Origin of the sequence: Planomicrobium soli, from assembly GCF_003014655.1 — a bacterium.
In the GTDB taxonomy this organism is placed as follows: Bacteria; Bacillota; Bacilli; order Bacillales_A; family Planococcaceae; genus Planococcus; species Planococcus soli_B.
Genome location: NZ_PYAT01000005.1, coordinates 245,007 through 267,093, shown reverse-complemented (window position 1 = coordinate 267,093; position 22,087 = coordinate 245,007). Strand labels below are relative to the sequence as shown.

Annotated in this window: 21 protein-coding genes; 3 read left to right on the top strand and 18 right to left on the bottom strand. The window is 43.7% G+C overall.

The window, feature by feature from the left end:
* Window positions 1–64 precede the first annotated feature (64 nt).
* From B0H99_RS08800 to B0H99_RS08765, 8 genes are all read right to left on the bottom strand, one after another.
* Complete coding sequence (locus B0H99_RS08800; protein ID WP_106533275.1) at window positions 65–739, bottom strand: ABC transporter ATP-binding protein; 675 nt, start codon at window positions 737–739, stop codon at window positions 65–67.
* Window positions 740–742: 3 nt separating this feature from the next.
* Window positions 743–1,810 (bottom strand): ABC transporter permease, encoded by a 1,068-nt coding sequence (locus tag B0H99_RS08795; RefSeq protein WP_106533274.1) that lies wholly within the window; start codon window positions 1,808–1,810, stop codon window positions 743–745.
* A gap of 84 nt (window positions 1,811–1,894) precedes the next feature.
* Window positions 1,895–2,203 carry an antibiotic biosynthesis monooxygenase family protein gene (locus tag B0H99_RS08790; RefSeq protein ID WP_106533273.1) on the bottom strand — a complete coding sequence of 103 codons (309 nt, stop codon included), beginning with the start codon at window positions 2,201–2,203 and terminating at the stop codon, window positions 1,895–1,897.
* Between the two features lie 17 nt (window positions 2,204–2,220).
* Entirely contained in the window at window positions 2,221–3,168 is a 948-nt protein-coding gene (locus B0H99_RS08785) for a siderophore ABC transporter substrate-binding protein (RefSeq protein WP_106533272.1), read from the bottom strand.
* Between the two features lie 18 nt (window positions 3,169–3,186).
* Window positions 3,187–3,948, bottom strand: a complete 762-nt coding sequence (locus B0H99_RS08780) for an iron ABC transporter ATP-binding protein (RefSeq protein WP_106533271.1) — start codon at window positions 3,946–3,948, stop codon at window positions 3,187–3,189.
* Window positions 3,945–4,895, bottom strand: coding sequence for an iron chelate uptake ABC transporter family permease subunit (locus tag B0H99_RS08775; protein ID WP_106533270.1), 951 nt, complete (start codon window positions 4,893–4,895; stop codon window positions 3,945–3,947). Before B0H99_RS08775 ends, B0H99_RS08780 begins: the two co-directional genes overlap by 4 nt.
* Window positions 4,888–5,838 (bottom strand): ABC transporter permease, encoded by a 951-nt coding sequence (locus B0H99_RS08770; protein ID WP_106533269.1) that lies wholly within the window; start codon window positions 5,836–5,838, stop codon window positions 4,888–4,890. Before B0H99_RS08770 ends, B0H99_RS08775 begins: the two co-directional genes overlap by 8 nt.
* Window positions 5,839–6,097: 259 nt before the next feature.
* Window positions 6,098–6,958 (bottom strand): DUF6612 family protein, encoded by an 861-nt coding sequence (locus tag B0H99_RS08765; RefSeq protein WP_106533268.1) that lies wholly within the window; start codon window positions 6,956–6,958, stop codon window positions 6,098–6,100.
* Between the two features lie 153 nt (window positions 6,959–7,111).
* On the opposite strand from B0H99_RS08765, the gene B0H99_RS08760 reads away from it, so the two are divergent.
* A complete protein-coding gene (locus B0H99_RS08760) occupies window positions 7,112–8,830 on the top strand; it encodes an ABC transporter ATP-binding protein (protein ID WP_245894469.1) in 1,719 nt (572 codons plus the stop codon).
* Between the two features lie 185 nt (window positions 8,831–9,015).
* Here the strand turns inward: B0H99_RS08760 and hflX are convergent, their stop codons facing one another.
* The 3 genes from hflX to putP form a co-directional block, all read right to left on the bottom strand.
* Window positions 9,016–10,287, bottom strand: a complete 1,272-nt coding sequence (hflX, locus tag B0H99_RS08755) for a GTPase HflX (RefSeq protein WP_106533266.1) — start codon at window positions 10,285–10,287, stop codon at window positions 9,016–9,018.
* A 93-nt stretch (window positions 10,288–10,380) separates the two neighbouring features.
* Window positions 10,381–11,130, bottom strand: coding sequence for a VOC family protein (locus B0H99_RS08750; protein WP_245894467.1), 750 nt, complete (start codon window positions 11,128–11,130; stop codon window positions 10,381–10,383).
* Window positions 11,131–11,245: 115 nt separating this feature from the next.
* A complete protein-coding gene (putP, locus tag B0H99_RS08745; protein ID WP_106533264.1) occupies window positions 11,246–12,766 on the bottom strand; it encodes a sodium/proline symporter PutP in 1,521 nt (506 codons plus the stop codon).
* Window positions 12,767–12,877: 111 nt separating this feature from the next.
* Between putP and B0H99_RS08740 the strand changes: the two genes are divergently transcribed.
* Window positions 12,878–13,246, top strand: coding sequence for a DUF2188 domain-containing protein (locus B0H99_RS08740; RefSeq protein WP_106533263.1), 369 nt, complete (start codon window positions 12,878–12,880; stop codon window positions 13,244–13,246).
* A 36-nt stretch (window positions 13,247–13,282) separates the two neighbouring features.
* On the opposite strand, the gene B0H99_RS08735 is transcribed toward B0H99_RS08740, so the two are convergent.
* The 3 genes from B0H99_RS08735 to desA form a co-directional block, all read right to left on the bottom strand.
* Window positions 13,283–13,882: a response regulator transcription factor gene (locus B0H99_RS08735; protein WP_106533262.1), complete on the bottom strand. Its 600-nt coding sequence runs from the start codon at window positions 13,880–13,882 to the stop codon at window positions 13,283–13,285.
* On the bottom strand, window positions 13,879–15,015 hold the full coding sequence (locus B0H99_RS08730; protein ID WP_106533261.1) for a sensor histidine kinase: 1,137 nt from the start codon (window positions 15,013–15,015) through the stop codon (window positions 13,879–13,881). The genes B0H99_RS08735 and B0H99_RS08730 overlap by 4 nt, the downstream gene beginning before the upstream one ends.
* A gap of 133 nt (window positions 15,016–15,148) precedes the next feature.
* Window positions 15,149–16,168 carry a Delta(5) desaturase DesA gene (desA, locus tag B0H99_RS08725; protein WP_106533260.1) on the bottom strand — a complete coding sequence of 340 codons (1,020 nt, stop codon included), beginning with the start codon at window positions 16,166–16,168 and terminating at the stop codon, window positions 15,149–15,151.
* Between the two features lie 199 nt (window positions 16,169–16,367).
* Between desA and B0H99_RS08720 the strand changes: the two genes are divergently transcribed.
* Complete coding sequence (locus B0H99_RS08720) at window positions 16,368–16,598, top strand: hypothetical protein (RefSeq protein WP_106533259.1); 231 nt, start codon at window positions 16,368–16,370, stop codon at window positions 16,596–16,598.
* A 39-nt stretch (window positions 16,599–16,637) separates the two neighbouring features.
* Here the strand turns inward: B0H99_RS08720 and cydC are convergent, their stop codons facing one another.
* The 4 genes from cydC to wrbA all read right to left on the bottom strand — a co-directional run bounded on the left by cydC (window position 16,638) and on the right by wrbA (window position 21,983).
* Window positions 16,638–18,344, bottom strand: coding sequence for a thiol reductant ABC exporter subunit CydC (cydC, locus tag B0H99_RS08715; protein ID WP_106533258.1), 1,707 nt, complete (start codon window positions 18,342–18,344; stop codon window positions 16,638–16,640).
* Window positions 18,341–20,065 carry a thiol reductant ABC exporter subunit CydD gene (cydD, locus tag B0H99_RS08710; RefSeq protein WP_106533257.1) on the bottom strand — a complete coding sequence of 575 codons (1,725 nt, stop codon included), beginning with the start codon at window positions 20,063–20,065 and terminating at the stop codon, window positions 18,341–18,343. Before cydD ends, cydC begins: the two co-directional genes overlap by 4 nt.
* A 489-nt stretch (window positions 20,066–20,554) precedes the next feature.
* Entirely contained in the window at window positions 20,555–21,289 is a 735-nt protein-coding gene (locus B0H99_RS08705) for a ZIP family transporter (RefSeq protein WP_106533256.1), read from the bottom strand.
* A gap of 79 nt (window positions 21,290–21,368) precedes the next feature.
* A complete protein-coding gene (wrbA, locus tag B0H99_RS08700) occupies window positions 21,369–21,983 on the bottom strand; it encodes an NAD(P)H:quinone oxidoreductase type IV (protein WP_106533255.1) in 615 nt (204 codons plus the stop codon).
* Window positions 21,984–22,087: the final 104 nt, after the last annotated feature.

The window sequence follows — 22,087 nt, the reverse complement described above, 5'->3', positions numbered from 1 at the left end:
GGAAACGCGGCCTATGTAAAAAAGACTCTTCCTAGCGCCATGCACAAAAGGAAGAGCCAATTATTTATTCTTTATCCAACACCAGTACGCCATCTGTCATACGATATACTTTGTCACAGTAATGAATCAACCGTATATCATGCGTTACTACAATTGTGGTTGTGTTTTTGTTCTTGGTCTCACTTTTCAATAATTCCATCACTTCGTATGCGCGATCCGAATCCAGAGAAGCAGTAGGTTCGTCGGCCAAGATGATAGACGGATTGCTATAGATGGCTTTTGCAATGGCAACTCGCTGCCGTTCCCCGCCAGATAAATCGGCCGGGTATTTATTGCGGAGGTCGCTGATTCCCAAATCTTCAAAAAGCTGCATTCTCTCGTTTCTTGCCATATTGCCCTTTTTAACTTTATCCAGCAAGTTCAATTGGTTTTCCATTGTTAAAAACGGCACTAAGTTAGAAGCCTGCAGAATAAAGCCGATTTCTTTCAACCGGATTTTGGATCGCTGTTTTTCATTCAAACCGCTCAAGTCTTGCTTATTGATCCAAATCTCACCACTTGTCGGAGACAACAACCCGCCGGCAATGGTTAGAAACGTACTTTTCCCTGAACCCGAAGGGCCGATGACCGCAATCAATTCTCCTTTATCCGCCCGAAAATCGGTTTCTTTCAAAGCTTCCACCATTTTATGCCCGGAACCGTATGTTTTTTTCACTTGTTTCATTTCCAGAATTGCCATATTTTATCCTCCAATCGCTTTCAACGGATCAATTTTCACAATCGTCAGCACCGAGAACACTGCCCCGAGAATAGCCACCACAATTAAAACAAATCCGTATATGATCATTGTCAGGATATCAAATGCTACTGGTATCGCACTTGGCAGAAAAGCTCCGGAAAGCAGCGTTAAGATAAAGCCCACAATTACGCCGACCGCAGCCAGTATAAACGTCTGGGCAATAACTGACCGAGCCAAATAGCCGCTTGGAATGCCTTGCGCTTTCATGACTCCGAACATACTGATTTTCTGGACGGTCAATACATACAAGAAAATCGCGACAATAACAGAGGAAATGATGAATAAAAAGTAAATCATGAAATTTAACGTCAAGCTTTGTTCGGTATAGCCCGGCAAGTTTTCAATAAATGTTTCAGATTCGATCACTTCTAACTCTTCGTTGCCCGCAAGGTTTGAGAGACTGTTCGATCGTACGATAATTCCATTGATCTGATCGCCATTGGCCTCTGCCGCATCCCCGAATTTGATCCGCCGGAAAGTTGCCAAGTCCCCGTATAGGACAGGCGCTGCATTGAATCGGGCCTCTGCCGTAAAACCGACAATAGTCAAAGTTTCATCAGTAGAAGACAAGGTCAATTTATCACCTAATCCAAAGCCTTCTTCTTTTAAGGCATCAGCTGCAACCACTTCATTGGCTGCCGAAAATTCTTCACCCTCTATAATATCGGGCATAATAAATTCATCTTTTTCAATGCCGAAGATAGAAACATTGGCTTTTTTATCACCTGTTTGGGCGATGGCATTGATTTGCCCGATCACCGCCGTTTCACCCGCCTGAATAGCATCCATTTCGTCAATGGACATAGTGGATTGAAGCAGGCTCTTATCGGATTCTTCTGTCAACACAATTGCCGAAGCATCCCATTTATCCACCGCTTCCCTATTCAAGCTGGCTAGTCCGTTTGCCAGACCCGATAAAAAGAAGACCAGGTATGCCACCAGCATCAGCACGCCGATAATCAGAACAAATCGCAATTTATTCTTTTTAAGTTCATTCCAAGCTAAAAACATCGGCTCACCCCTCTTTTCTCTCTTTTATTATCCCTTATTTGGAAGCAAGAAAAAAGGCGAACCTCCAGCGGTTCGCCTTTTGCCTCATTTTACTGCATGAACATGGTAAGTGGCCTGAGACGATTCCAGAACATGATCCGGTTTCGGCTTTCCAAGATTCGCTTTATGCCCTGCGATGTGATCCGGATTCTTTTCCCAGTTCTTCCACGCTTCTTCTGATTCCCATCGGACGTAGACAACCACTTCTTCGTCGCCGCGTCTGACGTTTTTCTTCAGCACCGCCAAATCGATAAACCCAGGCTGTTTTTCCAGTTTCCCTTCACCGGAAAACTTGGCTAAGACAGGTTCAGAAAAGCCTTCCTTGACGACAATTCGCTTCATTTGCACAAACATGTAATAGCCCCCCTGTTTTACTTGTACGCCGATTGGATTTCTTTCACCATGGCGCTGACAGATTCAAATCCGCCACCCGACATGTACCAGTAGTCCGGATCCAAGTAGATGATCTTGCCGTTTTTAAAAGCGTTTGTCTTTTGCACCAATTCGTTCTCAAGTGAATCTTTTGCACTTGCACCTGCGCCAACTGCTGCATTGCGGTCGACTACAAAGATGATGTCCGGATTTTTATCCAGGATGTATTCAAATGTAACGCTCTGGCCGTGAGTTGAAACTTCAATGCCTTCATCCGCCGCCGGAACACCAAATACGTCATGGATGATGCCAAAGCGTGAAGCCGGTCCGTATGCACTGATCTTGCCTTCGTTCGCCAACAAGATTAATGCTTTTTCATCTGACTTGCCGACAGCTTCTTTTACGCCTTCGATTTCTGTATTGACTGTTGCCAATTCTTCTTTAACCTGCTCTTCTTTACCGAAGATTTCGCCAAGAAGGGTCATGTTTTCAGTGAACGAATCCATGTAATTGTTCGTATCGACTGCCATATGGATTGTTGGTGCGATACTTGCAAACTCTTCATACATCTCAGCCTGACGTCCAGAAATGATGATCAAGTCCGGCTTCATCGCATTGATTGCTTCAAAATCAGCTTCTTTTAAAGTTCCGACGTTTTTGTATTTTTCTGTGTCTGTGTATTTTTCCAAGTACGCAGGTACCATCGCTTGAGGCACTCCTGCAACTTCAACGCCTAGTTTGTCCAATGAATCTAATACACCATAATCAAATACCACTACATTTTTAGGATTCTTCGAAATTTCCGTTTCTCCAAGTTCATGCGTCACCGTCATTTTTTCCGTAGTTCCTTCTGATGCGCTTGTTTCCCCTGCTTCGCTAGTTGATCCACAGGCAGCCAAGAAAGCAACCATCATTAACGCAAATGTTAATAGCAATAATTTCTTCATCTATTCCATCTCCTTTTATTAAGAATTAAAGTAAACACAAATCCGGCAATTATCCATTTGCTGAATCGGAATATCCATATCATAAATTTCTTTCAAAGCATCGCTTTGGATAATCTCTGCAGTTGTTCCGTCCTTGATCACACGCCCATTTTTCAATGCCACAATCCGGTCTGAGTAAACAGATGCAAAGTTGATATCGTGAAGGACGATGACAACCGTCTTGCCAAGTTCATCAACCAAACGGCGCAAAATTTTCATGATTTGGACCGAATGCTTCATGTCCAGATTGTTTAGCGGTTCATCAAGCAAGACATAATCGGTATCTTGGGCAATAACCATCGCGATAAACGCACGCTGCCGCTGTCCACCGGAAAGTTCGTTCAGATAAGAGTGTTCCATATCCTTCAAATCCATGTATTCAAGTGCCTGGTCAACCATTTTTTCATCTTCGCCGTTCAAGCGGCCTTTTGAGTAAGGGAAACGGCCAAAAGAAACAAGTTCACGAATCGTCAAACGCACGTTCATGTAATTGGACTGCTTTAAAATCGATACTCTCTTGGAAAAATCATTTGATTTCATCTTTTTGGAGTTGGTTTGATCGATCAACACTTCTCCAGTATCTGCATCAAGCAACCGGCTGACCATGGAAAGCAGCGTCGATTTCCCCGCTCCGTTCGGCCCAATAAACGAAGTGATCTGGCCTTGCTGAATATCAACCGTGACATTTTCCACAACTTGTTTTTTGCCATAAAGCTTTGTCAATTCACGAACTTGTATCATTTAGACCGACTCTCCTTTAATAGTAGATAAATAAAGTAAATCCCACCGATAAAGTTGACGATCACACTCAATGTCGTATTGAAAGTGAAGATTCGCTCCACTACCCATTGACCGCCGACAAGTGCAATCACACTAATAATAATGGCACCAAAAATAATTGTTGAATGCTTATAGGACTTAAAGAATTGATAAGATAAATTGGCGACGATCAACCCGAAAAATGTAATTGGCCCAACAAGTGCAGTAGCAACCGCAATCAGCACTGCCGCCAGCACGAGCATCAGTTTAACAAGCGCATCATAATTCACGCCAAGGTTAATTGCCGTGTCCCGCCCCAATGACAAGACATCCAGCGACCCATTATGCCGCCAAGCAAAGACGACTAATACGATGATAATTACAAGCGATGTCCAAACCAGATCGGCGTTGACGTTATTGAAGCTGGCAAACATCCGGTCCTGTACTATTTGAAATTCATTCGGATCGATCAGCACTTGCAGGAATGTCGAAATGCTCGAAAAAAACGTCCCGCAAATGATGCCGACTAAAAGCAGAAAATAAATAGGCTGGTTTCCTTTTTTAAAAAGCAACTGATAAAACAGTAAAGCGAATACAACCATCACAAGTATGGACAAAATGAAATTAACTTGTTTGTTGATAATCGTTACATGGCTGGAGCCAAGGAAAAAAATCAACAACGTTTGAAGCAGCATATAAAGGGAATCGAGCCCCATAATACTTGGCGTCAAAATACGGTTATGGGTAATCGTCTGAAAGACGACTGTGGCATAAGCAATTGCCACCCCAGTGAGCACCATGGCAAACACTTTTACTCCACGCCGCGGCAGTGCGTAGTCGAAACTGCCGTTCAAATCGTGAAACAGATAAGCGGCACATGCCAGTATTGCCAAACCAACAAGAATCATCAGTTTATGTAAATCACGCATATGCTTTCCTCCTAAACAGCAAGAAGAGGAAAATAAAACTTCCAATGACGCCGACCATTAAACTAATGGAGATTTCATATGGATAAATAAGAACTCTTCCTAAAATATCGCAAAGCAACAAGAAAATTGCTCCGAGCATTGCAGTATGGGGCAATGTCTTCTGCAAGTGATCGCCTTTGAAGATAGAGACGATATTCGGAATGATCAGCCCAAGAAACGGAATGATCCCGACAGTCAAAACGACCGTTGCAGTGATCAGCGCAACCAAGACTAACCCAATATTGACAACACTCCGATACTTCAGCCCCAGATTTTTGGAGAAATCCTCTCCCATCCCGGCCACCGTGAAACGGTTAGCATAAAGATAGGCGATAACAAAGACCGGCAAACTGATGTACAGCAGTTCATAGCTCCCCTTCATGATCATCGAAAAGTCGCCTTGCATCCACGCTGACATGTTTTGGATTACATCAGCCCGGTATGCAAAGAACGTCGTGATTGAAGACAAGATGTTTCCGAACATCATTCCGACAAGCGGAATAAAAATAGCATCTTTAAACTTGATGCGGTTAAGAATTTGCATAAAAAGGAAAGTTCCCGCAAGTGCAAAAGCGAACGCCAGCGTCATTTTCTCCAGCATCGATGCATTGGCAAACAGCAGCATGGAAACTAAAATCCCAAGACGAGTGGCGTCAAGTGTACCTGCGGTTGTCGGAGACACAAATTTGTTGCGGCTCAACTGCTGCATAATGAGTCCTGCCATACTCATGCCAGCGCCTGCAAGCAAAATCGCTACCAACCGTGGCAGACGGCTGATGAGGAAGATTTGTGTCTCTTCAGATTGGAAATCCAGCAGATCCATGATACTGATACTGCTGACTCCGATAAACAAAGAGACAACTGACAGTATGATCAATGTAGGTATTAAATAACGTTTTTTCATTACTGCCCTCATCCTTGTTTATAAAGTGTTTCAACTTCTTGCAAATTGATAATGATTATCACTCGCACAAGTTTTAGTATAGCAGTTTGAAAAAGAGAGTCAATGATTTACTGAGAATTATTTTCATTTAGATGATAATGGCCTATTATGGTCATTTTTGAAATCCTAAGAAGGGATAGGATTCTTGATTTCCGATTATTTTAATACAGAATAAAGAAACAATAAAAAAACCCGCCAAAAGGCAGGCTTTTTGTCGTTTTCATTCCAATGTTTGCGCTTGTTCGATGACTTCGTCCGGCAAAACAATTTCCGCCACTTCGTTGTAGTTTTTATATACGGAATCTACTTGAGACTGGATGGACATCAAATCTTCCCCGATTTTCACATCGAAATCCGCATCCATTTTCAAAGATAAGACTTGGAGGGATTTTTTATCGAGTTGGAACTCGAACCGGACAGAACGAATTTCCATATCTTCGCTTTTCATCGGCGTCCCAATTTCCATTTGGCCGAATGTTTTCTTCAGCTGCTCCGTTAGTAAAGGATAGAATGCCTCGCCAGATGACTCCAGTATTAAAGCATATTCTCCTTCCGTTTCTTCTAATGAGAAATTTTCACTAAGGGACTTCAAGCCTTTTAATTGGTGAGCAGGATCTGCAGTTTGCTGATCAGCAAGCAGCTTAAAATCTTCAATGGCTTCATCTTGCAGCTTCAGCCATGTATCCATCGAAGCCTCGTATAAGTACAATCCTTCTTCAGTAAGATACATCTCCATGAAAGTTGGGGTTTCATTTTGTATATCTTCAGACACGATGGAAGTTTCCGACTGGTGATGGAACGCTTCAGGATTCCGGGTCAGGTCCATGCCGGCATCTATAGATACATCCATTGCCATGCCATCCGGCTGCATCTTCATCTGCTGTTTTGTTGCAATATCCGCATGCAGGCTGCCCACTTCTTCTGCCGCTTTTAATGCATCTTCGTACACTTCCACTGCCGTCAATTGGCTTGCTGAACCATTTTCTGCTCCATTCCCGACTTCCGGCTCTGTTGTCTGGCCACAAGCTGATAGACTAAAAGCCAGTATCGTTCCGTTAACGAACATAATCCATTTTTTCAAATTGATCATCCTTTCACTGATTTGCTTATCCGCAAATCCAGACAGCGCTTTTGGCCTGTTTCGAAAAATATTTCGATTCACGAATTTCTATTAGTTAAATGGCAGGATATGCATTATACTTTTGTTTATAGCAAAACTAATGAGGTGGATTTTTTGAGGTTAAAGCAGTTTTTCACATATTATAAGCCCCACAAACGCTTGTTCATCATCGATTTTTCAAGCGCTATCACTGTCGCAGTTTTAGAACTTGCTTTCCCGGTCGCTGTTCAATGGTTCATCGATTCCTTGCTGCCGAGCGGTGACTGGAATTCTATTGTCACAGTCAGCGTCCTGCTTCTTGCCGTGTTCATATTAAGCACTTTCCTGCAGTATATCGTCAATTACTTGGGCCACAAACTTGGCATTAATATTGAGACCGATATGCGGGAAGAGTTGTTCACTCACGTGCAGCGCCAGTCTTTCCGTTTCTTCGATAATACAAAGACCGGCCACATTATGAGCCGGGTGACCAATGACTTGTTTGATATCGGCGAACTTGCCCACCACGGGCCGGAAGATTTTTTTATCGCCATCATGACTTTCTTTGGCGCTTTCAGCATCATGTTCTGGATCAATCCGAATCTTGCCCTTGTCACATTGGTTGTCATACCGTTCCTCATTTGGCTGATCACTTTCTGCAACATTAAAATGAATCAGGCTTGGAGCAGCATGTACGGCAAAATTGCCGACGTCAACGGCAGAGTGGAAGACAGTGTCTCAGGAGCGCGCGTGGTGCAGTCTTTCACAAACGAAGAATTTGAAATAAACCGCTTCAAAAAGGATAACGACAGATTTCGCACAGCAAAGCTTGTTGCTTATAAAGTCATGTCCGCTACTCATTCCAGCATCTACATGATGACACGGCTATTGACACTTATCGTCCTGGTTTACGGAGCTTGGCTAAATTACCAAGGAAATCTGACGTACGGAGAACTTGTCAGTTTCGTATTGTTCTTGAACGTCTTGATCAAGCCAATCGATAAGATCAGCGCACTTCTGGAATTGTATCCAAAAGGCATGGCTGGATTTGGCCGCTTCCGCGAATTGATCGACCAAGAGCCGGATATTTTGGACCGCGCTGACGCAGTTGCTGTTGACGGTTTAAAAGGAAACATACGCTTTGACAACGTCCATTTCGGATATGATGACCATAAAAAGGTATTGAGTGGCATTGATTTGACGTTAAAGGCCGGGGAAACCATCGCCTTTGTCGGCCCATCCGGCGCCGGCAAGACAACTATTTGCTCTTTGATCCCAAGGTTTTACGATATCCAAGAAGGTGCCATTACAATTGACGGCATCGATATCCGGGATATGACGAAACAATCCCTCCGCTCACATATCGGTATTGTACAGCAAGACGTCTTCTTGTTTACGGGAACGATACGAGAAAACATCGCTTACGGCAAGCAACATGCTACAGATGAAGAAATACTAGCCGCTGCCCGGAAAGCACATCTTGAAGATTTCGTTTCCAAGCTTCCTGAAGGCTACGAAACCCAAATCGGCGAACGCGGCCTTAAATTATCCGGTGGACAAAAGCAGCGCTTGGCCATTGCACGCATGTTCTTGAAAAATCCGCCGATTTTGATTCTTGATGAGGCGACTTCGGCCCTTGATACCGAAACAGAACGCGTCATTCAAGAAGCTTTATCCGAACTTGCCGAAAACCGTACAACACTTATTATCGCGCACCGTTTGGCAACCATCCGGGATGCTGACCGCGTAATTGTCGTAACAGAAGACGGCATCGCCGAACAGGGCGGCTACACTGAACTGCTAGAGCACAACGGCATTTTCGCAAATCTCCACAGAATCCAGTTTCAGCAATGAGTAATGCCCCCATCAGGGGCATTACTCATCTGCGACGAAGTGCGCAGCACTGCAGGAGCAATTGTTTATCTGCACCAAAGTTCACAAATGTTTAGCGGTACAGTAACTAGATACCCTTTTATCCTTCTATTAAAAAGGATCACTCAGCAACAAAAAAACGCATCTCCAAATTGGAGATGCGTTTTTTATTTCCCGATGACAAATTCTTCGAAACGATCATAATCGGCTTGGCTCAATTCCACTTTAAGAAGCGTGCCGTTTTCTTCATATTCGGTTTCTTCAATTGTCGCATACTCATTTAAATAAGCGACAATGTCGCCGCGTTCAAAGGGCAAGATCATCCGGCATGTAACGTGGTCTGAAAAAATTCGCTGCTTGATCAGTTCCAGCAATTCATTCAATCCCTTGTCCTCTTTCGCGGCTATCCATAGAGCGTCTCCCGTTACTTTAGGATACGGGATGCCCGCTAGATCCGCCTTGTTGTAGACAAAGAGAGTCGGGATACCTTCAACGCCGACGTCCTGCAGCGTGGAGTTGGTGACATCCATCATATGCCGGTATTCTTCGTTCGATACATCCACAACGTGCAGCAGCAAATCCGCATTGCGCGCCTCTTCCAGTGTGGAACGGAAGGCATTGACCAAGTGATGTGGCAATTTGCTGACGAATCCGACTGTATCGGCAAGCAAGAACGACTTGTTGTCCTCCAAGCGGATTTGGCGTACAGATGTATCCAACGTAGCAAATAGCATATCTTTTTCAAAGACTTGCTTTTCTTCACCTTGGCCTGTTTTTGTCAGCAACTCATTCAGGATTGTGGACTTTCCGGCATTCGTATACCCAACAAGCGAAACGACCGGCGTCCCTTTTTTAGTACGCTGTTTCCGCTGAGTTACACGCTGGTCTTTGATCTGTTCCAATTCTTTGCGAAGCTTCGAGATTTGGTCTTCAATTTTCCGTCTATCAAGTTCCAGTTTCGTTTCACCGGCACCACGGTTTTGATAACCTCCGCCGCTGCTTCCTCCTTGCCGTCCGAGTGAAGCGCGCAAACCGACTAGGCGCGGCAGCATATATTGCAGCTGTGCCAGTTCAACTTGCACTTGGGCTTCACGCGTTTTTGCGCGGCGAGAGAAAATATCCAAAATCAACAAAGTCCGATCAATGACTTTGCATTCGAGCTCTTCTTCCAAGTTGCGGATTTGCGATGGCCCAAGTTCATCATTGAAAATAACCAAGTTCGCTCCCGCTTCTTCATACAGCGCTTTAATCTCTTCCACTTTCCCCGTCCCCACGTAATGGGAAGGGTTGATGCGGTCAAGATTCTGAGTCACTTCTCCGACCACTTCTACATCACAAGCTTCAGCTAAGTTGCGCAATTCCTCTATTTCATAATCAAAATGGATGTCCTTCTGCAACTGAACACCAACTAGTATCGCTTTTTCTATTAGTAGATCCATTTATGGTCCTCCTTTTCCTCAAGGGAAACTTCCTTTATAGCAAAGCGTCTTTTCAGCTTCTTTTAATAACATACAGGCCAACATCGGCTGCTCCTAGTTACCCTTGTTATTCCCTTTCTCCGGCAGCGCATAAACCCCTTCGGCGAATGTCACTTCCTGAACAGCATTTTTGAATACCACTTTTTCCAACCGTTCCTTTCCCCGGTCAGTGGCTTTAAATTCAATACGGCAATTTGCCAGGTTCAGTTTACCTCCGAGTAACCTTGTCCATTTTTCGGTACTTGCAGCAACATCATGCACTCCCAAAATGCATTTTTCGATTTCCAGCACTTCATTTTCAGTCAGCAGTGCACCGCTTTTCCGCAAGTTTTCTAACCGGACCGGATCATCTTCCTGCCACTGGATAAAAAATGGGGATGGCAATTGGTTCGAAACCTCTTCTTCAACAAAAAGCATCTGCCACTGAATCAGCTTGCCAGTACTTGTCCGTCGTTCAGCCTGCAACACTCCAGAAGTATCAAATCCATGTGCCTGTAACCGCTTGTCTACTTCTTCAATAGCTTCTGTCCGAAGGCAAATTGTACCAAACCCTAACTTATCGTGAAGAAGCAATTTAGTCAGTGGATGATTAGCTCCATTTGCAATATCAACATTCTCTACAGCCAACCATTCTATGTAACAATCTTTAACGTAAAAAAGGGCATTATGGGTTCCCCATTTCAAATGCTGCCCACCAACCACGGCTTGAAAACCAAGCTCCTTCCAATGATTGACCGCTTCCTGCGGGTTTTCATCAACAAAATGCACAATATGGTCTAAGTACAAGGCACGTCTCTCCTTCATTGTCTCGTTTTCTCCTATTATACGTTACGAGTAAAAACATTCCTTAAAATCCATAAGAAAAAGGCTTCAAAAGCAATTATAACGCTGCTTTTGAAGCCTTTTGAATTTTAAACAATTACGCTCTTTCTTTGATCAAACGCTCTGTTTCATCAAACTCTGCCGTAATTTCTTTGTTTGGTTTGTAAGTGATCATACTTACAACCAACGTTACGATCAAGCAAAGAAGGAATCCTGGAATGATTTCATATACACTGCCCATAAAGTTCGTAGTGGCAGTTGCGCCTGGATCGCCAGCGGCTGTACCCAGCAAGTCCCAAATGATAACCGTAGCGGCTCCAACAACCATCCCTGCCAAAGCGCCTGCTGTCGTCAACTTTCTCCAGAACAATGCCAAGAGAATAAGCGGACCAAACGCAGCTCCGAAACCAGCCCATGCATAGGCAACCAAATCAAGAATGGTCGCATTTTGCTTCCAAGCCAAAGCAGCTGCAATTAAGGAAATGACCAAGACCGCTAAACGGCCAAGTGTTACATATTGTTTGTCTGTAGAAGCTTTTTTGAACGCAATTTTATACAAGTCTTCTACCAATGCTGATGATGTAACAATCAATTGAGAAGAAATCGTGCTCATGATTGCTGCCAATACAGCCGCCAGCATGAATCCTGCAATTAGCGGATGGAAGAAAATTTGCCCGAGAACGATAAACACACCTTCAGGATCTCCTAAGCTCGCACCTGGATTTTGTTGGAAGTAAGCTAACCCGATTAAAGCAGTCGAAATTGCTCCAAGTAAGCTTAAGATCATCCAGCCAATGCCGATACGGCGTGCTTGGCGAACTTCTTTCAATGTGCTGATAGCCATAAAACGAACAATGATATGCGGTTGGCCAAAGTAACCAAGACCCCAAGCCACTGCTGAAATAACACCAATTAGTGAAGCACCTGTCGTGAAGTTCAAAAGTGCAGGATCGACTGCACGAATACTAGAAGCCGTTTCACCAAAGCCTCCTGTAACGAAGACCCCGATGATCGGCACTGCAATCAATGCCAAGAACATCATTGTCCCCTGTACAAAATCCGTATAACTTACGGCAAGGAATCCGCCGAAAAGCGTATACGCCACTACTACAGCAGAAACGATTACTAGACCCAGATGGTAGTCAAGGCCAAAAGAGCTTTGGAAGAATACTCCTCCTGCAACCATCCCTGAAGAAACGTAAAACGTGAAGAATACTAAAATAATAATTCCTGAAACCACACGCAATAGACGTGAAGTATCTTTCAAGCGATTTTCCAAAAAGCTAGGAATGGTAATCGAGTCTTTCGTGATAAACGAATAGACGCGCAATCGCGGTGCTACGAAGAACCAGTTTAAGTAAGCTCCGACTGTCAAGCCGATTGCAATCCAAGCCTCTACGAGACCGCCGACATAAATTGCCCCAGGCAATCCCATCAGCAACCATCCGGACATGTCCGCTGCTCCAGCGCTTAATGCACCAACTGCAGGGCCAAGACCTCTTCCTCCCAGCATATAATCTGTTAAATTAGCCGTTTTCTTAAATGAATACCATCCGATAAATAGCATAGCTGCCATATAAATGGTTAAAGCTATAACTTGATAAACTGTATCTGACATTTTTACTCCCCCTCAGAATTTTAGTTTATCAGGTTCTTCAACCTTGTCTAGCAGTTTTTTTGTTTTATTTCCCGAATGAAGGGGGAAAAGAAAATCAAGGAGGCGATCATAGTGCCATGGAGCAACGACAATTATCCGGACTCATTCAAAAATTTGAACACAGATGTGCGCAGCAAAGCAATTGAAATTGCTAACGCGCTTCTTCGCGATGGGTATGAAGAAGGACGCGCCATTCCGATTGCTCTTGATCGTGCGCGCAAAAGCATTCACAGTGACGAAGAACAGCCTGTTTACGAGATTCGGTCACACGATGAAGGTTGGCAATTGAAGAAAAAAGACAGCAAAAAAGCCATTTTGATCGAAGAGACGAAAGCAGAGCTAATGGGAGAAGCAAAGCGCTACGTTAACAAGAACAATGGAGAGCTGCGCATTTATACTGAAGACGGGACTCTTGAAGACACGCTGTACAAAGAAAATTAAAAAGAAAAAATCCCGTTGCTGATGAGCATCGGGATTTTACTTGAACCAGCCTTTTTCTTTAAAACGCGAAATCGCTTCAATGCGATTCCCTACTTCCAATTTATCTAAAATTGTGGAGATGTAGTTCCGGACAGTCCCTGTCGTAATAAACAACTCGCTTGCGATTTCTTTTGTGTTTTTCCCCTCAGCCACAAGTTTCAAAACTTCCTGCTCTCGTTCCGTCAAAGGGTTTTCGTCACCGTATGCCAAATCAATCAATTCCGGGGCATAAACCCGCCGACCTGTCATGATAGAGCGGATGGAAGTCGCTAAATCTTCGCTTGGGCTGTCCTTCAGCAAATAACCGCTGACTCCCGCTTTCCGCGCCCTCTCAAAATATCCTGACCGCGCGAAAGTCGTGAGAATAATAACTTTACAAGAGTGGTCTTTCAAGATTTCCGCCGCATCAAGTCCACTTTTCACTGGCATTTCAATGTCCATAATGCAAATGTCGGGCTGATGCTTTTCAACAAGCGCAATTGCCTCTTCTCCGTTCGAGGCCTTTCCTACGACTTCCATATCCTCTTCTAAATCCAACAGCGAACCTAAAGCGCCAAGCAGCATCCGTTGGTCTTCAGCTAAAACAATTCGTATCATACTAACTTCTCCTTTGAATTATAGAGAATTACATTCGGAACCCGAATGTTCAAAACCGTGCCTTCCATTGTTTTGATTTCCAAAGTACCATTGACAAATTCCAATCGCTCACGCATTCCCGCCAATCCATTTCCTTGCGTCAGATTGCTTCCCTCAGAAAGGCCGATTCCATCGTCTTCGACTTGGACCAGCACTTCTTCCGGTTTTTGTTTGATCAGTACGCTGCAGCGGGAGGCATTGCTGTGTTTGACCACATTTGTCACTGCTTCCTTCAAGCACATGCTCAGTACATTTTCCACCAATAAAGGTGTATTGGTCAGTTGGGCATTTCCATATAAGACAAAATCGATATCCGCCGCTTTTAAAATTTGCTGGATGCGAAGAAGTTCCTCTTCCAATCGGGTTCCCCGCATATTCGAAACCAGTTCCCGAACCTCTTTCAATGCAGTGCGTGCAGTCTGCCGCACATCGTTGATCTCATCAATAGCCGCTTGGGGATTGCGTTCAATCAATTTCCTGGCCAGATCACTTTTCAAGCCAATTAGCGAAAGCTTTTGCCCTAATGTATCGTGCAAATCCCGTGCAATCCGCTCTCTTTCTTCAATGATCATCAGCTGCGAAATTCGTTTGTTTGCATCCTCAAGCTGCCCTTCAAGTTTTTCACGCTTGTTGCGATTGTACGTATTGAAAGGCAACAAAATGACTCCAATAACTGTAAGAAGCATAAAAGGAAATTGAGCCGTGTAGAGTTCCTGGTGTTCAATAAGGCCTAAAATGACCGCAACTATCGTTGTGCCAATATGGATGCCATAGACGATGAAAAATCCAACCTTATGGCGAATGTTCCCAATAAAAAACGCTAAAAATAAGGCCAAATACACATAACCGAACAAGAAAGTCATTACAAGGTTAATAGCCATTTCTAAACTTATCCAAGCATATACCATGCCAGTTTTAGAGTTGAACGAAAGACGGTAAGCCAAGAAAAATAGCAAGAGCAGCAAAATGCCGACTGCAATTTCAGCAAATGAAGAAGATCTAAAAATAAAGAAGAACGGCAAAACACAAAAAGCAATCCAGGCATAAAGGCTAAGCCAAGAATTCTTCGGAAAAATTTGATACCAGCTTTGCATAAGCTCCCCCTCTTCTTTCTGTTAGTCATATCATATCAAAAGATGATGAAAAGTGCAGGCGTTCGAACAATCTTGACACCTCTCTTTTTTCACAAAGAAAAAACCATTCACGAAGAATGGTTTTTCTTAACATTTATTCGGTTGCTGTTTTAGAGTCGTTTACAAGATGCTTGATGTCTTTAAACGTAACGAATGTTTTGTTTTTCGCATCGTATACTTTATAACGCAACGATTTTAAGCTTGATTTGATTGTAATAGTTGTTGCTTGTTGAAGCGGCGGAGTTGATTCGTGCGCTTTTTCCAAGTTGTAGTTCGGAACCCGCGGGCTCAGGTGATGAACATGGTGGAAACCAATGTTTCCTGTTACCCATTGCAAGACCTTAGGAAGCTTGTAGTATGAACTTCCATCCACTGCAGCCTTGACATAATCCCATTCGCTTTCGTCTTCGAAATAGGAATCTTCAAATGTATGTTGAACATAGAACAGCCAAATGCCAAGCGCCCCAGCTACAAACATTGTCGTTCCTTGAACGATGACAAATGCCTGCCAGCCAATTGCCCAAATCAATACTGCATAAATAGCCACAAGCAAGAAATTGATCAAGTAAGTGTTGTTGCGTTCTTTGCTGCGCGCATCTTTACGGTTGAAACGGCTTGATACTAAAACTAAGAACAATGGTCCAAATCCGAACATGACAAGCGGGTTGCGGTACATGCGGTACTTGAAACGCTCCCATTTAGACGCTTCTACATATTCTTCAATCGTCATAACCCAGATATCGCCAACGCCTCGTTTGTCGAGGTTTCCGCTTGAAGCATGGTGAATCGAGTGTTCACGTTTCCACTTTTCGTAAGCAAACAATGTCAGAACGCCGGTAATCGTCCCTACTACAGCGTTTGCCTTTTTGTTTTTGAAGAACGACCCGTGCGTGCAGTCATGGAAGATGATAAATGTCCGAATAACAAACCCTGCTGCTACGATTGAACAAGCGATTGTCAACCAGATAGATACATCTAACGCCTGATAAGCCAAGAACCAAAATAAAATGAACGGTGGAATGGTATTGATCAATTGTCTAACACTTGCTTTTACATCGGCTTTTTCAAAAGGTGCCACAAATTTACGTAACTGCGCTGTTTTTTCTCTGCTCATGTTCTTCCTCCTTATACGAGCTTGTCGGCTCGGATAACTTATTACCCTTATCATATAGGGATAGGCAACAGCAAAAAAGGCATAAACGTCTAGTTTAGACGTGACACTTGTCATATCTTTTCTCTTTGCCCAGCTTTTTATTTTGCTGGATTAGTGTATAATTTAATGAGTCAGAAAATTCGAAATGGGAGTGAACGGCATGACCGGACTGATCGCCGTCATAATGATTTTTTCAATTCCGCTCGCTGGCATCATCACCTCGCATCTTCAAACACAGGCAAAGTTGAAAAACAAAATGATCGAAAAAGAACTTGAACTGGAGAAGTTAAAACATGATAACTTTGTTATCGAAACGCAAAAAATGAGGCTTGAATTGGAACAGATGAAACTCGAAGATGCCCGAAAAGGAAACGACTTTCTTTTGAAATGAAAAAAAGCACGAAACTGCATGCAGTTTCGTGCTTTTTATTTATGCAAACACACTTTTTTCTATTTGCTTCATTCCATAAAAATAGCCTTGACGTTCCATCAAGCTATCATATGAGCCTATTTCCACAATTCGCCCTTGTTCCATAACAATGATTTGGTCCATTTGTTCAAGATCAGACAAGTCATGGCTGATAACAACAAACGTATGGTCTTTCCCTTGCTCGAAAAGCCGTTTATAGATCGCTCTTGCGGTTAAACCGTCAATAGAAGAGACAGGTTCGTCCAGCAACCACAACGCCTCATTTTTCAACATGGCACGCGCGATTGCCAGCCGTTGTTTTTCACCGCCAGACAAGTTTTGACCTTTTTCCTCTACTTTCGCAGATAAAGAAAATGCACCCAGCTCTGCTTTTTCAAGTGCGGCCTTCAACTGCTCTTCAGTAGCTTCTTCATTAGCGATGGCCAAATTGCTTCTAATGGTACCAAAAAAGAAATGGTTTTCTTGAAGTACGACATTGATCCGGCTCCATAGTTTTTGCTGATCCAAGTTGTTTATATTTTCTTCATTTATAAAAATCGATCCGCTATCGACTGGGAGGGTCCGCAGCAAAACTTGCATAAGCGTAGACTTTCCTGAACCGCTTGGTCCGACTATCGCTGTTTTAGACCCAGAAGGCAACCGGACCGACACATTGGCCAAAGCCGGCCGCTCTTCTTCCGGATAAGTATAGGAGACATTTTTCACTTCGATTCCTAAGCTTCCAGCTGGCAGGCTATTCTCCCCTTCATTCTGGTAAGGCTCTTCCACAACTTTATCCAAACGGCTTGCCGCTCTTCGGCTATCTTCGTAATAGGCAGGAAATACCGCCATAGGTGTTACGTTTTCAAATAAAGCCAGCGATAACATGACGAGCATCGCTAAATATAAACCGTCCAGTTCGCCCGCTGCCACGTAATATGCACCCAGCCCAAGGACAACCAATGACACAAGCATCGCCACAAAAGCATTGATAGACTGGCTGTAATTTTCCCGTCGCCCTTCATTCCACTGATCTTTTGCGTAAGACTCGACCAATTGCTCAAGCTGCCGTTCTTTTTGCTCCAACTGCTGATAGATTTTCAGATCACGGAAACCATACAAAAATTCAGTAGCTTCTGTAGACAAAGCGGCACGGCTCACTCTCGTCTTCGATGCGGTTTTGCGCTTTTGCCAGGCAAACAGGGCTGGCACTACTATGACCGTCAATAAAAAGCCGACGAATAGCACAAAAGCAAGCGCTGCTGAAAAAAACGAAGCGAAAAAAATAGTGCTTGAGAAAACAAGCGCCAAAACAAGCGGCGGATAAAACACCCGGAGCAGAAAGTTCTGCAAGCTTTCCACATCGCCAACAATCCGGGCCAGCAAGTCGCCGCTGCGATAACGCTGAAATAAAGTCGGTGCACGCGGCGACAATCTTTCAAAAAAAGAAACCCGTAGATTGCTCAACATTGTGAATGTTGCTCTATGTGAGTACAGCCTTTCCGCATAACGGCTCAGCGCTGAAACAAAACCGAATAACTTCAAACAAGCTGCCATTACGACCAAAGTTGTCATTTGCGTGGTTAATGCCGCTTTTGAAATCAAATAGCCGCTGGAAGCAAGAAGTGCCACTCCAGCAATGCCCGCTATAAAACCGAAGAGAACCGCGAGCGCGACATCCCTTTTTTCCATAATCGTCAATTTTAAAATAGATTTCAGGTCCGTCATCCCGCTACTCCTCCTTGCTGTACAGCAACCATTTCGCGATATGGGCTATAATTTTCCATCAACTCCATATGGCCGCCAACAGCTGATAACCTGCCGTCTGAAAGGAAAAAGATTAGATCCGACCGACTGATTGTATGAAGCCGGTGGGCAATTGTAATAACCGTAGATGTTTTAGCAAATTCGGCCATCGAATCTTGCAGAATTTGTTCAGTTCGCAAATCAAGCCCTGTAGTAGGCTCATCAAACAAAATAACGGAAGGTTTTTTCAAAAAGGCACGCGCTAAAGCAATCCGTTGTTTTTCTCCGCCAGATAATCCGCGGCCAGCTTCGCCAATCTCTGTATCAAAGCCTTGCTTGAGGGAATTTACCATTTCGATGATTCCTGCTCTTTCCGCTGCTTCCACCACTTCTTCGTGCGTCACTTCCTTTTTTACGCCGATGGTGATGTTCTCTTGTATGGTTCCGGCAAACAGGTACGGATTCTGTGAAATATAGCTCAACTGGTCAAACCATGATTGTTCGCTAATTTCTTCGCGGGGCATGTCGTTGATTTTCACTGTCCCTTGACTTGCAGGCAAGAGCCCTGCAATCAAGTGCATGAGCGTCGTTTTTCCCGACCCGCTTTTGCCGATAATCGCCACTTGGCTATAAGGTGGAATATTTGCTTGCACCGGATGCAAAGCAAAACTGTCGCTGTATTGAAACGCTAACCCATCAAGCTGGAGGCGAGGCGCTCCAGAAGCTAAACTTTTTTGGCCCCATTCCACTTTCCCTTCTTCTTTTGCAAATTCCGCTGTTAATAAATTCGATGCTGCCATGCTGCCTCTGGCTGTATGGAATGCACTTCCGAAGTCTTTCAGCATATTGAAAAAGTCAGGGACCAGGAGCATCATGAAAAAAGCGGTAAAAAACGTAATGTTTTGGAATACAACGAGACGAAGCCCGATTTCAAGAGCGACAATCCCGATACTTAGCATTGAAATATATTCAAGCATAAGTGACGATAAAAATGCTGACTTTAAAACTCCCATTGTAGCATCTCGAAAAGCCAGGCTGTTTTTTTGAATAAGTTGTTTTTGTTTACTCGCTTGACCAAAAAGATTCAAAGTGGTCAATCCTTGCAAAACATCTAAAAATGTTCCTGAGAACTGGCTAAGCTGCTCCATTTTTTCATCGGCTTTCACCTTTGTCCGTTTCCCGACAATCGCCATAAAGACTGGAATAAACGGGGCGGTGATTAGAATAATCAGCCCTGTTATCCAGTGCTGATAAAAAATCACCCCTAGAAGCATTAGCGGAATGGTATATGTCTGCATCATCTGAGGAATATATTTACTGAAAAAGCCGTCTGTTTCATCTACCGCATCCATCAACACACTCACTTTTTGGCCGGATTGGCCTTGAGTTGCCGCCTGAAGCGGATTTGCCGCAAATGATCGGATTAATCTTTTCCGCAATTCGATTTTGATCGCCGTTGCGAGATGGATGCCCATTCTACCGAGCGCATAACCGCAAGCTGCCCGAAGAACAATTGCGCCAAATAAGCCGCCAAGCAATGGAAGAACCGTTTCAAAAGAATCGCCTTTAAGAAAAACACTGTCTACTACCCAGACAAAAAATAAAGCTTGTAAAACAATGGCTACTCCTTTCAAAATAGAAGCTGCTCCAAGCATTGCCATGGTGTTTTTTCGCTCAAACGCCATTTGTTTCAGATCAATCATGCCGTTCTCTCCTTTGTACCGCTATATTGCTTATGCTTATATTATAAGGCATACCCTTTTAAAACCCTTCGCTGTTGCCCTGTTCTTTCCTAGTTTGAGAGGCGTTTGTTACAATTCCGTTCACAATCTCCAGTTAAAATCAGTGCTTGCCAAACAGCTTGGTTGAAAATAAAAAAGCCCATGAAAAGATTCATGGGCTCACTCGTTATTTGGGGCTGTCCGTTACATTTACTGTTTATGAACTGGCGAAATTACCGATCTGAGCAAAAAGATGTCTTGTTTGATAAGAAGCTTCAAGGAGTTATTCGCACATTTCCGGTATTCCTTATGAAGTTTGATTAGTTCAGTTTCGAAAACAACTCGTTCTTCTTTTGTTAGCAAATCGCCCACCTCAAAGAATCGTAGTTTAAAAGACTCATCTCTTTTTACCTATGTTATCCATGATTATAGCAGGGGCAAAGAAAAATATCCAGAAAATTAGAACATTTCTCATAACAAAAGCAATAAAATTGAATATCCTGCTAAACCCAGGCAAAAAGCAGGGAAGCTGCTTTCACGTTCTTCGGGCAATTCTTCTTTCATTACATTCAATACAATACCGCCAGCAAGCAAGGCAATGAGAAAAGAAACAAAAACTTGCTCTATGTGCGTAACTGCTCCAAGAGCCCAGCCGGCAAAGATGGCTACTGCCAGCAACCATCGGCCGTACTTATCGTAATCTGTCTTATGCGTCGCCCGGAGACCCTTGTCGTTAGTGATAAAATGAAGGCCCATAGCGATAAAGAAAAAAGTCATTGCCCATAGGCTCTCATACTCCCCACGTATAAGAAGATAACCGATCATGGCGTTGTACAAGGTAAAAGAACCGATATGGACCCAAAAGACGCCAGCTGGCGAGCTCTGTTCCATCCCTTTTCTTTTTCGGCGCCGAGATGACATAACCATTTGTTCCAGCCCATAAAAAAGAGCAAGTCCCACCATTGCCACCAAATAAATATGGCTTTCTAAAAACCCCCATCGGCTTGTTTCAAGTTCACCTTGCAGCTCTCTTTGAAATTCGCCTAATTCCGGCAATAAATGCAAAAAGACATAGGCCACCGAGATTCCTCCAGCAATCGACAACAGTCGGCTTCGTGGTACAGCTTTCAAAAACTTCATGTTCTTCGAAAAAATATGAATAAGGACGAACCCAATGATGAAAATAAAGCTAAGCCAAAATGTCATAAGTCTTTTCCCTCCTTATTAAAGGATAAAAAACAGGTGAGAGACGGATCCGCTCACCTGTTTTCACTATATGCCGCTGTTATTGGCTTTGCCCGTTTTTGACCCAGCCAGCTACTTCTACCGTATGTCTTGCCTGCAGCTTCACGGCATCTTCCACATCTTCAACCATTTGGCCTTCTTGGTTAACTGTGACACTCGTTCCGTACGGATTTCCTCCGGCTTTGAAAAGAGCCGCATCTCGATATCCAGGAGCTGCAACAATAGCGCCCCAATGGAACATTGTTGTATAAATAGCTAATATGGTCGCCTCTTGGCCGCCATGTGGATTCTGTGCAGAAGACATGGCACTTACCACCTTGTTTGCCAGTTTCCCTTGCGCCCATGCACCGCCTGTTATATCAAAAAATTGCTGCGCTTGAGAAGAGATATGGCCATAGCGTGTTGGAAAACTGAAGATGATTGCATCTGCCCATTCCAGCAAATCTACTTCCGCTTCCGGAACATCTTGCGTAGCATCAGAATGCGCCTGCCATGCAGGATTTGCCGCAATTGCCTGCGGTGGCGCATTTTCTCTCACTTTTGCTACTCGCACTTCGGCGCCTGCTTCAATTGCTGCTTCCTCTGCCCAACGAGCCATCTGATAGTTTGTTCCTGTAGAACTGTAGTAAATGATTGCCAAGTTCGTATTCGCCATTTTAAATCCGCTCCTTCTCCTATAAAATCCGTGACAGTTGCTAGAGCCGAAATTATCCTAGTTTAAAGATTTTACTTACTGTAGTCATTTCCCCGTTATAAAGT

Excerpts from the sequence above, each read along its gene's own strand:
- B0H99_RS08720 (WP_106533259.1), top strand. The coding sequence starts at position 16,368 with ATGACCGGACTGATCGCCGTCATAATGATTTTTTCAATTCCGCTCGCT.
- B0H99_RS08735 (WP_106533262.1), bottom strand. The coding sequence starts at position 13,882 with ATGATACGAATTGTTTTAGCTGAAGACCAACGGATGCTGCTTGGCGCT.
- putP (WP_106533264.1), bottom strand. The coding sequence starts at position 12,766 with ATGTCAGATACAGTTTATCAAGTTATAGCTTTAACCATTTATATGGCA.
- desA (WP_106533260.1), bottom strand. The coding sequence starts at position 16,168 with ATGAGCAGAGAAAAAACAGCGCAGTTACGTAAATTTGTGGCACCTTTT.
- B0H99_RS08770 (WP_106533269.1), bottom strand. The coding sequence starts at position 5,838 with ATGAAAAAACGTTATTTAATACCTACATTGATCATACTGTCAGTTGTC.
- B0H99_RS08750 (WP_245894467.1), bottom strand. The coding sequence starts at position 11,130 with ATGAAGGAGAGACGTGCCTTGTACTTAGACCATATTGTGCATTTTGTT.
- cydC (WP_106533258.1), bottom strand. The coding sequence starts at position 18,344 with ATGACGGACCTGAAATCTATTTTAAAATTGACGATTATGGAAAAAAGG.
- B0H99_RS08780 (WP_106533271.1), bottom strand. The coding sequence starts at position 3,948 with ATGATACAAGTTCGTGAATTGACAAAGCTTTATGGCAAAAAACAAGTT.
- B0H99_RS08775 (WP_106533270.1), bottom strand. The coding sequence starts at position 4,895 with ATGCGTGATTTACATAAACTGATGATTCTTGTTGGTTTGGCAATACTG.
- wrbA (WP_106533255.1), bottom strand. The coding sequence starts at position 21,983 with ATGGCGAATACGAACTTGGCAATCATTTACTACAGTTCTACAGGAACA.
- B0H99_RS08785 (WP_106533272.1), bottom strand. The coding sequence starts at position 3,168 with ATGAAGAAATTATTGCTATTAACATTTGCGTTAATGATGGTTGCTTTC.
- B0H99_RS08730 (WP_106533261.1), bottom strand. The coding sequence starts at position 15,015 with ATGCAAAGCTGGTATCAAATTTTTCCGAAGAATTCTTGGCTTAGCCTT.
- B0H99_RS08705 (WP_106533256.1), bottom strand. The coding sequence starts at position 21,289 with ATGACATTTTGGCTTAGCTTTATTTTCATCATTGGGTTCGTCCTTATT.
- hflX (WP_106533266.1), bottom strand. The coding sequence starts at position 10,287 with ATGGATCTACTAATAGAAAAAGCGATACTAGTTGGTGTTCAGTTGCAG.
- B0H99_RS08790 (WP_106533273.1), bottom strand. The coding sequence starts at position 2,203 with ATGTTTGTGCAAATGAAGCGAATTGTCGTCAAGGAAGGCTTTTCTGAA.
- B0H99_RS08800 (WP_106533275.1), bottom strand. The coding sequence starts at position 739 with ATGGCAATTCTGGAAATGAAACAAGTGAAAAAAACATACGGTTCCGGG.
- B0H99_RS08795 (WP_106533274.1), bottom strand. The coding sequence starts at position 1,810 with ATGTTTTTAGCTTGGAATGAACTTAAAAAGAATAAATTGCGATTTGTT.
- cydD (WP_106533257.1), bottom strand. The coding sequence starts at position 20,065 with ATGATTGATCTGAAACAAATGGCGTTTGAGCGAAAAAACACCATGGCA.